The sequence below is a fragment of the Pseudomonas fluorescens group sp. PF-1 genome, from assembly GCF_054481335.1.
The window spans coordinates 1,158,796-1,173,637 of the sequence record NZ_JBTMNG010000002.1 but is presented as its reverse complement, the minus strand read 5'-3'; the positions used below and the strand labels follow the sequence as shown (position 1 = coordinate 1,173,637).

Below are 14,842 nucleotides of genomic sequence, written 5' to 3'. Positions count from 1 at the left end.
CCATGGAATTCTTGAACGCCTTTTCCCATCTCGATTGGCCGCTGGTGCTGCACCTGACCTGGCAGCACATCACCCTGGTTGGCATCGCGGTGACGCTGGCGATTGTCGTTGGCGTGCCCCTAGGCATTTTGATGACCCGCTTCCCGACCCTCGCCGGGCCTTTGCAAGCCGGCGCCACGGTGCTGCTGACCGTGCCGTCGATTGCCCTGTTCGGCCTGCTGCTGCCCTTCTACTCCAAATTCGGCCAGGGCCTGGGCCCCATGCCGGCGATCACCGCCGTGTTTCTTTACTCACTGCTGCCGATCATGCGTAACACCTACCTGGCCCTGACCAGCGTCGAACCGGGCATTCGTGAAGCCGCGCGCGGTATCGGCATGACCTTCGGCCAGCGCCTGCGCATGGTCGAGCTGCCCATCGCCGTGCCGGTGATCCTCGCCGGCGTGCGCACCGCCGTGGTCATGAACATCGGTGTCATGACCATCGCCGCGACCATCGGCGCCGGCGGCCTCGGCGTGCTCATCCTCGCTTCCATCAGCCGCAGTGACATGTCGATGCTGATCGTCGGCGCCTTACTGGTCAGCCTGCTGGCCATCTTCGCCGACCTGCTTCTGCAATGGCTGCAACGTTCGCTGACTCCGAAAGGACTACTCAAATGATTGAACTTCAAAACCTGACCAAGACTTTTCAAAGCAACGGCAAAACTATTTCGGCCGTGAACGACGTAAGCCTGACCGTCAATGAAGGCGAAATCTGCGTGTTCCTCGGGCCATCGGGTTGCGGCAAAAGCACCACGTTGAAAATGATCAACCGCCTGATCAACCCGACCTCGGGCAAGATCCTGATCAATGGCGAAGACACGACCGCTCTGGACGAAGTGACCCTGCGCCGCAACATCGGTTATGTCATCCAGCAGATCGGTCTGTTCCCGAACATGACCATCGAGGAAAACATCACCGTGGTTCCGCGCCTGCTGGGTTGGGACAAACAGAAATGCCACGACCGCGCTCGAGAACTGATGAGCATGATCAAGCTTGAGCCCAAGCAGTATCTGCATCGATACCCTCGGGAATTGTCCGGTGGCCAGCAGCAACGCATCGGTGTGATTCGCGCCCTGGCGGCGGACGCTCCGTTGCTGCTGATGGACGAACCGTTCGGCGCGGTCGACCCGATTAACCGTGAAATGATCCAGAACGAGTTCTTCGAGATGCAGCGGGCGCTGAACAAGACGGTGATCATGGTCAGCCATGACATCGACGAAGCGATCAAGCTGGGCGACAAGATCGCGATCTTCCGTGCCGGCAAACTGTTGCAGATCGACCATCCGGACACCCTGCTCGCCCATCCGGTGGATGACTTTGTCAGCAACTTCGTCGGCCAGGACAGCACCCTCAAGCGCCTGTTGCTGGTGAAAGCTGAAGATGCGGCGGACAACGCGCCATCGGTCAGCCCGGACACCCCGGTGGCCGACGCGCTGGAATTGATGGACGAACATGACCGGCGTTACGTGGTCGTCACCGATGGCGAGAACAAGGCGCTGGGCTATGTACGTCGCCGCGATCTGCACCGCCAGACCGGCACCTGCGGGCAATACTTGCGCGAGTTCAATGCCACGGCCGCCTACGACGAGCATTTGCGCATCCTGTTGTCGCGCATGTACGAGTTCAACCGTTCGTGGCTGCCAGTGATGGATGCAGAGCGGGTGTTCCTGGGTGAGGTGACACAGGAGTCGATCGCGGCTTATCTGAGTTCCGGGCGTTCGCGCGGGATGAAGACCAGTATCGTCTCGCCGGCTGAGGCAGTGGTTGCCTGATAATCGAGTAAAAAACACAAATCTCTGTGGGAGCTAGCCTGCTAGCGATTGGGGAATACCAGTCAACACTGTTTTGATGATGAAATTGTCATCGCCAGCAGGCTGGCTCCCACAGGTTCTGTGCGATTTTTGAGTGATTCACAGGCCGGAAAAAAATATCAACAGTAGAGCCTGCAAAAGCCATCCACAAACACACACTTAAATAATCAAATTCCCTCTCAGTCCAGATTCTCGCAGCCAACGTCGCCGAAGTTGACGACTTTGCACTTTCTAGCGACTTGGCGCACAAAAGCGTCGAACGTGCAGGTATTTTTAACACTTCATAAATCGTTCGGAACATCCGCCTGTCATCTGTGTCAGTTAAAAAGGACTGTGTCGTTACCGTGCGACAGACGAGTGCAAAATTGCGACATTTTTTGTTGATCTCAAGCCCCTCACGCCCTAAAGTTCGCGCCGAACGTCCATGCTGGAAACGATCCATCCGGCTCAAGTACTGACGACGAGACAGCAAGGCCAAGGGAAGCAACGCTACCCATGGCCTTTTTGCTTTCGGCGACATGCCTTGGGAAGTAGGCGAACCAAAGTGGGGATACGGAGGACGTTCATTTGCACCCATTGATAATTTTAGTTTGCCAGTAGGAGTTCCCAGCATGTCGATCCAGGTCGAAGACTATTTCGCGCGCGAAACCTTTCAAAAAATGAAGGCGTTCGCCGACAAGCAAGAAACCCCGTTCGTGGTGATCGACACCGCAATGATCAGCAAGGCTTATGACGACCTGCGCGCCGGTTTCGAATTCGCCAAGGTCTACTACGCGGTCAAGGCCAACCCGGCCGTCGAAATCATCGACCTGCTCAAGGAAAAAGGCTCGAGCTTCGACATCGCCTCGATCTATGAGCTGGACAAAGTGCTGAGCCGTGGCGTCAGCGCCGACCAGATCAGCTACGGCAACACCATCAAGAAATCCAAGGACATCCGCTACTTCTATGAGAAGGGCGTGCGTCTTTACGCAACCGACTCCGAAGCCGACCTGCGCAACATCGCCAAGGCTGCGCCGGGTTCGAAAGTCTATGTGCGCATCCTGACCGAAGGCTCGACCACCGCCGATTGGCCATTGTCGCGCAAATTCGGCTGCCAGACCGACATGGCCATGGACCTGTTGATTCTCGCCCGCGACCTCGGTCTGGTGCCTTACGGCATCTCGTTCCATGTCGGCTCGCAACAGCGCGATATCAGCGTCTGGGACGCGGCCATCGCCAAGGTCAAAGTGATCTTCGAGCGCTTGAAGGAAGAAGACGGCATTGAACTGAAGCTGATCAATATGGGCGGTGGCTTCCCGGCCAACTACATCACCCGCACCAACAGCCTGGAAACCTACGCGGAAGAAATCATCCGCTTCCTCAAGGAAGACTTCGGTGACGACCTGCCGGAAATCATCCTGGAACCCGGCCGTTCGCTGATCGCCAACGCCGGCATCCTGGTCAGCGAAGTGGTACTGGTCGCCCGTAAATCCCGTACCGCTGTAGAGCGTTGGGTGTACACGGATGTGGGCAAGTTCTCTGGCCTGATCGAAACCATGGACGAAGCCATCAAGTTCCCGATCTGGACCGAGAAGAAAGGCGAGATGGAAGAAGTCGTCATCGCCGGCCCAACCTGCGACAGCGCCGACATCATGTACGAAAACTACAAGTACGGCCTGCCGCTGAACCTGGCCATCGGTGATCGCCTGTACTGGCTGTCGACCGGTGCCTACACCACCAGCTACAGCGCCGTTGAGTTCAATGGCTTCCCACCGCTGAAGTCGTATTACGTCTAAGTCTCGCGAGTCACACCAAAAAGGCCTGTGAATATTCACAGGCCTTTTTTATTTCTTCCAAAATAATACGCCCCCGCCTGTTCATTTTATACGACACACACTGAAAACCTTATGCACTTAACTTTAATAACAATCAGCGCTACTTTTCGCCTGCAATAAAATCAATTTCACAATGCTAAAACATAAAAAGGATTTTCATGTTAGCCACTCAAGAATTAAAGATAACTTCCGAAGACCTTAACAAACTTACCACTGAATTTATGGACGCGGTCTCCGGAACCCTCCCTGGCGTCGAGCGTGATCCAGGACTATTAGTCACGAACGAAGACATACGGAAGATCAAACGCTACGTCAAGGGCGGGCTAGAACTCCCTATCGATGAAAAAGAAATCGAGCAGATTCACAAATTAGACCAGCTGAATATCAGCGGCCTCAAATCGGCGGACCTGCAACTTTTATTCATGAAAATGAAAGATCATGCTGGAACCTGGTCAGCACTTGAGTCCAGCATGAAGGCCGTCGGTTCTGACCTTCACGTATTTTCCGACAACATTACATCCAACTGCACAGCCATTATTGAATACCTCAAGACACTTCCAAGCTATGTGAGTGGCGTGGGTAAAATTGGCGGCCTGCCCCCGGAAGAAATCGACAAGCTTCCAGAGATCATATTAACCGGAGAAGAGAGAAAAAAATCCCGACCTTACTTGAGTTGGTCGACGAACTTAAAATCGTCATCACCGCGCACAGCCAAAGCACAAAACTCACAAAAACAGCAATCACCGATTTCAAACACGGCATAACAAACATTATCAAACCGGAACTCGGTTTAAAAATTGCCCTTTGCAACAGTCAGAATTTTAGCGATGAGATAAAACAATACAACCAACGACTTGACGTCATTAACGCCAGGATCGATCAAAAAAACGCGGAAATCGCAGAATACAGCAGAAATAAATGGTGGGGTGTTATCGGCGGGGTCGTCGGTTTTATTATCACCTCGTCGATTTACGGCAGCAAAGCCCAGCAGGCACGGAATGAACTGGACCAGTTGATTGACGAACGGCGCGATATCGAAAAAAAACTTGCGACAACCAACACATTCCTTGCATCGCTGCTCGCATTTGAAACCAACCTCCAGGACCTGCAGGTCCGGGTGGAAGGCGCCTCGGGCAGCTCGTCGAATCTGGAAAGCCTCTGGGAACTTATCCAGGCCTATGTCGAGTCTTCCAGTAAAAGACTCGATGGTGTGACCAACGCCATGTACTTGGTGTCTTTCGTTTCGAGGTTGACCAGCATGACGGAGAATTGGAAAGCGATCAAGAAACAGGCAGGTGATTTATTGACCGCCTTTAACAATGCATCACATGAGTCCTGAGACCTGGAAAGCAAATAAAGCGCCTTTGCGATATTTATTAATCTTCATGCATCCATCTTTTAGACATCGAGATCACCATGACCGTACATACCATCGACACCTCGTTTCAGTACCCTGCACCCGACATGAACAAGATTTACAAAAGCAGGGAAGAACTCAACTACAAGATCCGCACACTCGGCAACCTTTACTTACCCATACTCGCCGATGAGCTGAGAGGACTGGAAAAAGAAATAAACACTACTGACGCCCAGGCACTTAAAGCAATCACCCTGATACCTTCAGCATTGCAAACAAGTGAAATTCAACAGTACTACACCATTATCGAAAACCTTAAAAACGAGAACCCGACAAGCGAACAGAAAGAAGCCATTGACAGTTTTTATGGCGAAATAAAATCGCTGATCGGCAATTCCACCACCGAGACACTTAAGCTCTTCACAGAACTCAACAACAGCCTGACAAATCTGCAGGCCGTTACGCTCAGCGACAACCAATATCGAATCAATGAACTGGACACATCGATCCTCAAAATCTCCCCGCTACTTTCCGAAGAGGAAAGTGTTATCGAACGTCTGGTAGCCGATGAAACGGCGCTGAACGAGGCAATCAAAGTCATTGAGGCAACCGACACCTTTTCCTTGATAAAAGATGTTTTTCTCAGCCTCGAAAAACTGGCGACACTCAATTTGTCCGCACCTCAACTTGAACTGGTTAAAGCAGGTATTGGCGCGGCCGGAAAAATCCTGGATTTGGTCAGCAACGCCATCAAGTATGACAATCTGGTCACAGCCAGGCGCCAGACTCAAACAAAACTGGATAATCGTCGTCTCAATCTCGCCGGCATCAAGAAAGAACTAAAAACACTGGAAGATCGAAAGTTTCAATTACTGGAGCTGCAAGCGATCAAAAACCCAAGAGAGACTTATACGCATGAAATAAGCACGCTCACCGAATCCGTCGAAAAATTTCTGCAGATCAACAGCTACGAAGCTTCAGACGACTTGCACGCCGTTGTTAAACGTTTCATCGAGCAGACAAATGTGTTCGTGGCGCACCTGAACAGCCTTCGCAAGGAATGGCGCAGCTAAACCGGGATCCATCCGGTTGACCTCAGCCGATCAGGACAATGCGAGCGAAAAAGCAAACCGTGCTTTTTCGCTCCACCTGGATGGCAACTTCCTATTGAAGAGAACTCATCACTCCAGCCTCGGCTCTGAGCGCCTCGTCTTCCAGGTGAGCAGCGCGTTGCCGGTAGTCCTGCGCCAACGCCCGGAGTTGCGGATGAGAAGCCTGCAACAGCGTTCGGCTACTGACGCGCAGGAAGTTCAGATTGCCGGCCGCCAACGCCCGGTGCAGCCACAACAATGCCTCCTCGACTCTCCCGTCGTCCGCCAGAACGGACGCATAACTGAATTGCCCCCGAAAATCCCCGCCTTCGGCAGAACGTCGATACCACTCAAATGCCGCAGCCGAGTCAGCCGGGCAGTGCTGGCCTTCCTCGAGGTAGCGCCCCAACAGGTTCATCGATTTGGCGTGCCCGAGTTCGGCGGCGCGCTGATACAGCTTCAGCGCCTGAGCTTGATCCTCGATGACCCCACGCCCGGTCGCCAGCAGATTGGCGTAGTTGTACATCGCCCAATCCAGCCCACCCTCGGCGGCCTGACGATAATGTCTGGCAGCGATAGCAGCATCGGCCGTGCAACCCCAGCCATGTTCATGGCATCGACCGAGCATATTGCGCGCCATCAGATGTCCACCTTGGGCGGCGATCCCGAACCAGCGCACCGCCAGTGACTGATCCCGGGCGATGCCCCGCCCCTCCAGCAGAATCTGTCCCAGCAAGGCCTGTGCATCGAGAAGCCCTGCACGGGCGGCAAGCAGAATCGCCTGGGCGGCACGGGCCGGGCTTTCATCGAGCATGGCGTTGAGCACATCAGTGTCGAGAATCTCTTCGCGGTGCGACCTGAAATCCAGCACTTACACCTCGACCCAGCGGCGCAACAGGTTGTGATAGGTGCCAGTCAGGCGGATCAGCGAAGGATGGTCGGGCAGGTCCTGGGTCAGTTGGCGAATCGCGCCATCCATTTCAAACAGCAACGCACGCTGGCTGTCTTCGCGCACCAGGCTTTGGGTCCAGAAAAAAGAAGCGTAGCGGGCTCCGCGAGTGACCGCATTGACCTTGTGCAGGCTGGTGCCGGGGTATAGCACCATGTCACCGGCCGGCAACTTCACGCGCTGGGTGCCGTAGGTGTCCTGGATTTCCAGTTCGCCGCCGTCGTAATCCGCAGGCTCGCTGAAAAACACTGTTGCCGACAGATCGGTTCGCACCCGCTCAATGCTGCCCTTGGGTTGACGTACGGCGTTGTCGATATGGAAATCGAAACTGCCACCGGCCGTGTAACAGTTCAGCAACGGAGGAAAGACTTTGTGCGGAAGCGCGGCAGACATGAACTGCGGATTTTTCCACAGCCGCTCCAGCATCGCCGCGCCGATCTCCTTGGCCAACGGATGGCCTTCCGGCAATTGCAGATTGTGCTTGGCCTTGGCTGACTGGTAACCGGCGGTGATTTTACCGTCCGCCCAATCGGCCTGCTCCAGAGCCTCGCGAATGCGCTGCACTTCTTCTTTTTCGAACAAGCCGGGGATGTGCAGCAACATGGGCAAGGCACCAGAAAGCAAAGGGGTACCAATGGTATTGATTCTTATTGCCTGTGTAAAACCCGCCAGACGAATGAAACGGTAAAAACCGTAAGGGTAAATTGTAAAGAATGTAAATTCATCGCGAATAGTAATGTTTCGCAATTGATACGAATACGTATTTACCCTATATTCCGCCGCCTCAAATCCTTGGGGAGGGGAATAAAAATGTCACGCCAACAACCACAGCTACCTGTCAGTTCACCGCGTCTACTCGCCTCTGCGATTGGCATGGCGATCACCGCCGGCTCCGCGGGCCACATGGTATTCGCGGCTGAAAAGACCGACGAGAAAGCACCGAGCAACACCATCTCCCTCGGTGCAACCGCTATCACCGGCGAAGCGCAAGACCAGACCTCCTACAACGTCGAAAAAGCCTCCTCGCCCAAGTACACCGCGCCGCTGGTGGACACACCGCGCTCGATCACAGTGATCCCGCAGCAAGTGCTCAAGGACACCGGCGCCATGAACATGCAGGACGCGCTGCGTACCGTTCCCGGCATCACCTTCGGTGCCGGTGAAGGCGGCAACCCACAAGGCGACCGTCCGTTCATTCGTGGTTTCGATGCCCAGGGCGATACTTACCTGGACGGCGTGCGCGATACCGGTTCGCAGAGCCGGGAGATCTTCGCCGTTGAATCGATCGAAGTCAGCAAAGGACCGAACTCGGCCATTGGCGGCCGTGGCGCTGCCGGCGGCAGCATCAACCTGGTGAGCAAAAAAGCGCACCTGGGCGATTCGTTCGACGGTGGTTTTACCTGGGGTTCTGACCAGACCCAGCGTTACACCATGGACGGCAACTATCAGTTCTCCGACACCGCCGCTGGCCGTCTGAACCTGATGAGCCATGAAAGCAACGTCGCCGGCCGCGACAGCGTCGATTACGATCGCTGGGGCGTCGCTCCGTCGCTGGCCTTTGGCCTGGGCACCGATACCCGGGTCAATCTCGATTACTACCATCTGGAAAGTAACGACACGCCGGACTCGGGTATCCCTTACTCCATTCCGACTGCAGGCTCCGCTGCCCGCACCAAGTCCAACCCGGACAAACCAAACGACGGCGGCGACAGCAGCAATTTCTACGGCCTGGACAACCGCGATTTCCGCAAGGGCCGCACCGACACCGCGACCATCGCCATCGAGCACGACCTGAACGACGCGCTGACCGTCAAGAACACCCTGCGCCACGGCACCAGCATGCAGGACTACATCCTGACCCAGCCGGACGACAGCAAGGGCAACGTCAACAACGGCAGCGTCTGGCGTCGTGCCAACACCCGCGTGAGCAACACCGAGACGACCACGAACCAGACCGATCTGTTCGGCGATTTCCATATCGCCGGGTTCAAGAACAGTTTCGCCACCGGCATCGAGTTCTCCCACGAGGAGAACCGGAAATCCTCGTACAACGTCAACACCGATACCACCCCGGCAACAGCCGCCGCGACCACCAATTGCAGTCCTGCGTTGATTGGTCCTCGCAGCGGATACAACTGTACTTCGCTGGCAAACCCGATCCCGAGCGATCCGTGGAACGGTGCCATCTCGCGCAACTACGCCGGCACCGACACCAAGGCCGACACCTATGCGTTGTACGCGTTCGATACGCTTGAGCTGTCCGAACAATGGCTGGTGAACATGGGCCTGCGTTACGACCATTTCGACACGAGCTACAAAACCTACACCAACGCCGGCACCACCACCTCCAAGGGCGACGACGTCAGTGAGTTCGTGACCGGTCAATTCGGTGTGGTCTACAAACCGGCGCAGAACGGCAGCATCTATGCGTCATACGCGACGTCCGCCACCCCACCGGGCACGACCCTCGGCGACGGTCAGGAAGGCAACCCGCTGGGCGGCACGCCTGATCGCAACGGCAACCTGCTGAGCAGCGACATGGAGCCGGAAACCACCAAGAACTACGAAATCGGCACCAAGTGGGATCTGATGAATGATCGTCTGTCGCTGACCGCCGATATCTTCCGCACCGAGAAGGAAAACGCCCGGGTACAGACCAACACCACGTCCTATGAAAACGTCGGCAAAACCCGCGTTCAAGGTGTTGAACTGTCGGCTACCGGCAAAATCACCGACAAATGGCAGGTCTTCGCCGGTTACGCCTACATGGACAGCGAACAGATCGATGGCGGTCCGCTGGGCAAGGCCAACGATGGCAACGAACTGCCTAACACGCCGAAAAACAGCGCCAGCCTCTGGACGACCTATCAGGTCACGCCGAAGCTGACCATCGGCGGCGGCGCGTTCTACGTCGATGACGTGTTCGGCAGCGTGGCCAACACCACCATGGTCGATTCCTACGTTCGTTACGATGCAATGGCCGCCTACAAGCTGACCAAAAACATCGACCTGCAACTGAACGTGCAGAACCTGACCGACGAAACCTACTACGACAAGGCCTTCTCGACTCACTTCGCCAACCAGGCGGCGGGCCGTACGGCGTTGCTGAGCACCAACTTCCACTTCTGATACGCGACCTCTGTAGGAGCGAGCCTGCTCGCGATGGACTGGAGAACAACGCGGGGTGTCAGGTTCTACGCGTTATCTTTGACGACCCTCGCGAGCAGGCTCGCTCCCACACAAGAGGGTGAAGGCCGAAACCGCGCCTGGCCCCGTTCATCCAGATGAACGGGGCTTTTGCGTGTAAAAAAGAATGCTTCTCGACAACCCACGGCATAATGCGCGCCGTGATGACTTTTGAACGAACAAGGCGAGCGACGTGTTGAAGAAAACCCTGTTCCAGTTGCACTGGTTTTTTGGCATCAGCGCCGGACTCGTCCTGGCCCTGATGGGCATCACCGGGGCGACGGTATCGTTTCAGGATGAAATCCTGTATGCGCTGAACCCATCGGTCTTGCAGGTCCATAAGCAGGTCGCCGGGGTCCTGCCGCCCGCCGAACTGGTGGAGAAAATCGAAACGGCCACGGGCAACAAAGTGGCGGGGCTCTCGGTCGACATCGACAGCGGCATTGCCGCGAAAGTGTTCTTCACACCGCCACCGGGGCAACGTCGCGGACCGATGCGTTACTTCGATCCTTACACCGCCGAGCTGCTGGGCGACGCCACTGGCCAGGACTTCTTCGGCCTGATGCTGCAATTGCACCGTTTCCTCGCCATGGGCGATACCGGTCGGCAAATCACCGGGGCCTGTACGTTGATCCTGGTGTTCTTCTGCCTCTCCGGCCTGTACTTGCGCTGGCCCCGCCAATGGAAAAGCTGGCGTGCCTGGCTGACCCTCGACTGGAAGAAAAAAGGTCGCAGCTTCAACTGGGACCTGCACTCGGTCGCCGGCACCTGGTGCCTGGTGTTTTACCTCCTGGCCGCCTTGACCGGGTTGTCCTGGTCCTACGAGTGGTACAACAAGGGCCTGACCCGTTTGCTCTCCGATTCGCCGCAGAACGAGCGCGTTCGCGGTGGTCGTGGCCCGGCGCCCGGCGGTCCGGCGCCGACGGCCGATTATTCGGCCATGTGGCTGAGTATCTATAGCGCTGCCGGTCCCGACCTGAGCTTCTATAACACGCGCATGCCGCCCGTCGCCGGGCAACCGGCGACCGTGTTCTACCTGTTGAAAAACTCACCCCATGACCGCGCGCTGAACCAGATCACCCTCGATCCGGTCACCGGCGAAATCAAACGGCACGAGCGCTACAGCGACAAAAGCTTCAAGGCGCAATTGCTGACCAGCCTCTATGCGCTGCACGTCGGTAGCTACTTCGGCATCGTCGGGCGGATCATCCTGACAATCACCGCGCTGAGCATGCCGCTGTTTTTCGTCACGGGCTGGCTGTTGTACCTCGATCGTCGCCGCAAAAAACGCCAGATCAAAGACGCCCGTAAAGACCTCGCCCAACCCGGTGGCGAGGCCCCGGCGTGGCTGATCAGTTTCGCCAGCCAAAGTGGCTTTGCCGAGCAACTGGCCTGGCAGACGGCCGGCCAATTACAAGCGGCCGGCCTGCCAGTGAAAGTGCTACCGCTGGCGACGGTCAGCGAGCAGGACCTGCGGAGTTCGAACAACGCGCTGTTCGTGGTCAGCACCTTCGGCGACGGCCAGGCACCGGACAGCGCCCGTGGTTTTGAACGCAAGGTGCTGGGGCGGGCGTCGAGCCTGGAGAGCTTGAACTACGCGGTGCTCGGTCTCGGCGACCGACAGTATCAGCACTTCTGCGGCTTCGCCCGGCGCCTGCACACCTGGCTGGGCGAACACGGCGGCAAGACCCTGTTCGCCCCGGTGGAAGTCGACAGCGGCGACCCTTACGCCTTGCGTCACTGGCAGCAACAACTGGGGCTGCTGACCGGACAAGCACCGGTCGATACCTGGCAAGCGCCGAGCTATGACAACTGGCCGCTGGTTCGTCGCGAGTTGCTCAACCCGGACAGCAGCGGCTCGCCCGTGTACTTGCTGGGCCTCAAACCGCCCACCACCAGCAGTTGGCTGGCAGGCGATCTGGTGGAAGTGTTACCGCGCAATGGCTCCTGGGCGATTGAGCATTTCCTCGACGGCATGGGGATTGACGGTCGCGCCACGATTGAATTCGATGGCCGGTCGCAGCCGCTGGAGCAAGCCCTCGCCAGCCGCCAACTGCCGGCGAATCGGGCGCATCTGGTCGGTTTGCATGCCCAGGCGCTGGTGGATGCGCTGGTGCCTTTGGCCCTGCGCGAATACTCCATTGCCTCGATTGCCGCCGATGGCGTACTGGAGCTGATCGTTCGCCAGGAACTGCACCCCGATGGCAGTCTGGGCGTCGGCTCCGGCTGGTTGACCGAACACGCGCCGGTGGGCAGCACCATCAGCCTGCGTGTGCGCCGCAACAGTGGTTTCCATCTGCCGTCAGACCCCGTGCCCATGATCCTGCTGGGCAACGGCACCGGGCTGGCCGGGCTGCGCAGCCTGCTCAAAGCGCGGATTGCCGACGGCCAACAACGTCACTGGCTGCTGTTCGGCGAGCGCAATCGGGAACACGACTATCTGTGTCGCGACGAGTTGGAAGAGTGGTTGATTTCGGGTGATCTGCAGCGCCTGGACCTGGCGTTCTCGCGGGACCAGGCAGAGAAAATCTACGTACAGGATCGCCTGCGCGAATCAGCCGCCGAGCTGAAGAAGTGGCTGGCGGATGGTGCAGTGATTTATATCTGCGGCAGCTTGCAGGGCATGGCTTCGGGAGTCGATAACGTGCTCAACGATGTGCTCGGCGCTGCCGAAGTGGAACGCCTGATCGAACAGGGCCGCTACCGCCGCGACGTTTACTGACGCGGCACACCCCCCCTGTAGGAGCGAGCCTGCTCGCGATGAACTCAAAGACACCGCGGGCTATCAGATTCCCCGCGTTATCGTTGACCACCATCGCGAGCAGGCTCGCGCCTACAGGGTGGGGATCAGGCGCTGACGGGCTCGATCGCCAACTCCGTCACCTCAGGCCGCTTGACCAGCGCATACACCACCGCCGTCAACAAACTCCCCGCCACGATCGCCAGCAAATACAGCAACGCATGGTTGATCGCATTCGGGATGGCCAGCACGAACAATCCACCGTGGGGCGCCATCAGCTTGCAGCCGAAATACATCGACAACGCGCCGGTCAGCGCACCACCGGCGATGCTCGCCGGAATCACCCGCAACGGGTCCTTGGCAGCGAACGGAATCGCCCCTTCGGAGATGAAGCACAATCCCAGCACCAGCGCCGCTTTACCCGCCTCGCGCTCGGTCTGGGCAAACTTGCGCCGGGCGATGAACGTGGCAATGCCCAGGCCAATCGGCGGCACCATGCCGGCCGCCATGGTCGCAGCCATCGGTGCATAACTCTGCGAGGCCAGCAGCCCGACCGAGAACGCATAGGCCGCCTTGTTGATCGGCCCGCCAAGATCGACGCACATCATTCCGCCCAGCAACACGCCCAGCAGGATCGCATTGGTGGTGCCCATGCTGTCGAGGAAATGCGTGAGCCCTTCGAGCATCCCGGCCACGGGTTTGCCGACCACGTAGATCATCACCAGGCCCGTGAACAGACTGGCCAGCAACGGGATGATCAGGATCGGCTTGAGCGCTTCAAGGCTTTGCGGCAAACGCGCATAACGATTGATCGCCTGGGCGGCGTAGCCGGCGAGGAAACCGGCAATGATCCCGCCGATAAAACCGGCACCGAGGGAGCTCGCCAGCAACCCGCCGATCATCCCCGGCGCCAGACCCGGACGGTCGGCGATGGAGTAAGCGATATAACCCGCCAGCAACGGCACCATCAGCTTGAACGCGGTCTCGCCGCCAATCTGCATCAAAGCCGCTGCCAAGGTGCCGGGTTCCTTGAACGCGGTGATGCCAAACACGAACGACAAGGCAATCATCAGACCACCCGCCACCACCATCGGCAACATGAACGACACGCCGGTCAGCAGGTGTTTATAGATGCCGGTCTTCTCTGCCTTGACCGGGCCATTGGCGCCGCTGGCGGTGCTTTCCTGCGTGCCTTCGGCCAGCGCTTTGTTCAGCGTGGCTTCAGCCTGTTTGAGGGCAATGCCGGTGCCGCAGCGATAAATTTTCTTGCCGGCGAAACGCTCGGTGGCAACTTCGATATCGCAAGCCAGCAGTACCACGTCGGCCTCGGCGATGGCTTGCGCACTCAGCGGGTTGCGCGCGCCAACAGAACCCTGGGTTTCTACTTGCAGCTCGTAACCCAGGCGCTTGGCCGCTTGCTGCAAGGCTTCGGCGGCCATGAACGTGTGGGCGACGCCGGTCGGGCATGCCGTGATCGCGACCAGGCGCGGTGCGTTTTTGCTCACTGCAACCGGTTCTGCGACGGTTTCAGGTGCTACGTACAACCGGGCCTCTTCGGCGCCACGGCGCAACACCGCCTCGACGTCCTGCAGGGCTTGCGCCGGAGTACTGTGGAACACCCGCTTACCGACGAATCGCGACATGTCCACTGGGGCGCTGGTCACCAGCAACACCCACTCGGCGGCCTCGATCGTCGCCGCCGACAATTGCCGTTCAGGATGCGCCGCGTCGTTCACTTCGACACTGGTGCTCCAGCCCTGACGCTGGGCCGCTGCATCCAGCAGACGAGCGCACAGCACACTGGTGACCATGCCGTTCGGGCAGGCAGTAACAATGGCTAATTTCATGACCAACCC

12 protein-coding genes are annotated in these 14,842 nt (G+C 57.7%); 8 read left to right on the top strand and 4 right to left on the bottom strand.

Annotated features, from left to right (window positions below; all coding sequences use genetic code 11):
* Positions 1-2 precede the first annotated feature (2 nt).
* A complete protein-coding gene (locus tag ACX3YD_RS19970) occupies positions 3-656 on the top strand; it encodes an ABC transporter permease (protein WP_103404014.1) in 654 nt (217 codons plus the stop codon).
* The gene (locus tag ACX3YD_RS19965; RefSeq protein WP_458960841.1) at positions 653-1,810 is read left to right on the top strand and encodes an osmoprotectant ABC transporter ATP-binding protein OsmV; all 1,158 of its coding nucleotides are present in this window, start codon (positions 653-655) and stop codon (positions 1,808-1,810) included. Before ACX3YD_RS19970 ends, ACX3YD_RS19965 begins: the two co-directional genes overlap by 4 nt.
* Before the next feature lie 88 nt (positions 1,811-1,898).
* On the opposite strand, the gene ACX3YD_RS19960 is transcribed toward ACX3YD_RS19965, so the two are convergent.
* Positions 1,899-2,462 carry a hypothetical protein gene (locus ACX3YD_RS19960; protein WP_458960840.1) on the bottom strand — a complete coding sequence of 188 codons (564 nt, stop codon included), beginning with the start codon at positions 2,460-2,462 and terminating at the stop codon, positions 1,899-1,901.
* On the opposite strand from ACX3YD_RS19960, the gene ACX3YD_RS19955 reads away from it, so the two are divergent.
* From ACX3YD_RS19955 to ACX3YD_RS19940, 4 genes are all read left to right on the top strand, one after another.
* Positions 2,461-3,624, top strand: coding sequence for a type III PLP-dependent enzyme (locus tag ACX3YD_RS19955; protein WP_103404015.1), 1,164 nt, complete (start codon positions 2,461-2,463; stop codon positions 3,622-3,624). The genes ACX3YD_RS19960 and ACX3YD_RS19955 overlap by 2 nt on opposite strands.
* 197 nt (positions 3,625-3,821) lie before the next feature.
* Complete coding sequence (locus ACX3YD_RS19950; RefSeq protein ID WP_458960839.1) at positions 3,822-4,427, top strand: hypothetical protein; 606 nt, start codon at positions 3,822-3,824, stop codon at positions 4,425-4,427.
* Positions 4,337-5,002: an alpha-xenorhabdolysin family binary toxin subunit A gene (locus tag ACX3YD_RS19945; RefSeq protein WP_458960838.1), complete on the top strand. Its 666-nt coding sequence runs from the start codon at positions 4,337-4,339 to the stop codon at positions 5,000-5,002. The genes ACX3YD_RS19950 and ACX3YD_RS19945 overlap by 91 nt, the downstream gene beginning before the upstream one ends.
* Positions 5,003-5,079: 77 nt before the next feature.
* Complete coding sequence (locus tag ACX3YD_RS19940; RefSeq protein WP_458960837.1) at positions 5,080-6,093, top strand: alpha-xenorhabdolysin family binary toxin subunit B; 1,014 nt, start codon at positions 5,080-5,082, stop codon at positions 6,091-6,093.
* Positions 6,094-6,184: 91 nt separating this feature from the next.
* Here the strand turns inward: ACX3YD_RS19940 and ACX3YD_RS19935 are convergent, their stop codons facing one another.
* Positions 6,185-6,925, bottom strand: a complete 741-nt coding sequence (locus ACX3YD_RS19935) for a tetratricopeptide repeat protein (RefSeq protein ID WP_371919900.1) — start codon at positions 6,923-6,925, stop codon at positions 6,185-6,187.
* A gap of 57 nt (positions 6,926-6,982) precedes the next feature.
* A complete protein-coding gene (locus ACX3YD_RS19930) occupies positions 6,983-7,663 on the bottom strand; it encodes a Fe2+-dependent dioxygenase (RefSeq protein ID WP_047537568.1) in 681 nt (226 codons plus the stop codon).
* Between the two features lie 207 nt (positions 7,664-7,870).
* Here ACX3YD_RS19930 and ACX3YD_RS19925 point away from each other — a divergent pair, with 207 nt between their 5' ends.
* Entirely contained in the window at positions 7,871-10,189 is a 2,319-nt protein-coding gene (locus ACX3YD_RS19925; RefSeq protein WP_103404018.1) for a TonB-dependent receptor, read from the top strand.
* Between the two features lie 250 nt (positions 10,190-10,439).
* Complete coding sequence (locus ACX3YD_RS19920; RefSeq protein WP_458960836.1) at positions 10,440-12,968, top strand: PepSY domain-containing protein; 2,529 nt, start codon at positions 10,440-10,442, stop codon at positions 12,966-12,968.
* Positions 12,969-13,093: 125 nt separating this feature from the next.
* Here the strand turns inward: ACX3YD_RS19920 and ACX3YD_RS19915 are convergent, their stop codons facing one another.
* Positions 13,094-14,833, bottom strand: coding sequence for a PTS fructose-like transporter subunit IIB (locus ACX3YD_RS19915; RefSeq protein WP_458960835.1), 1,740 nt, complete (start codon positions 14,831-14,833; stop codon positions 13,094-13,096).
* Positions 14,834-14,842 lie beyond the last annotated feature (9 nt).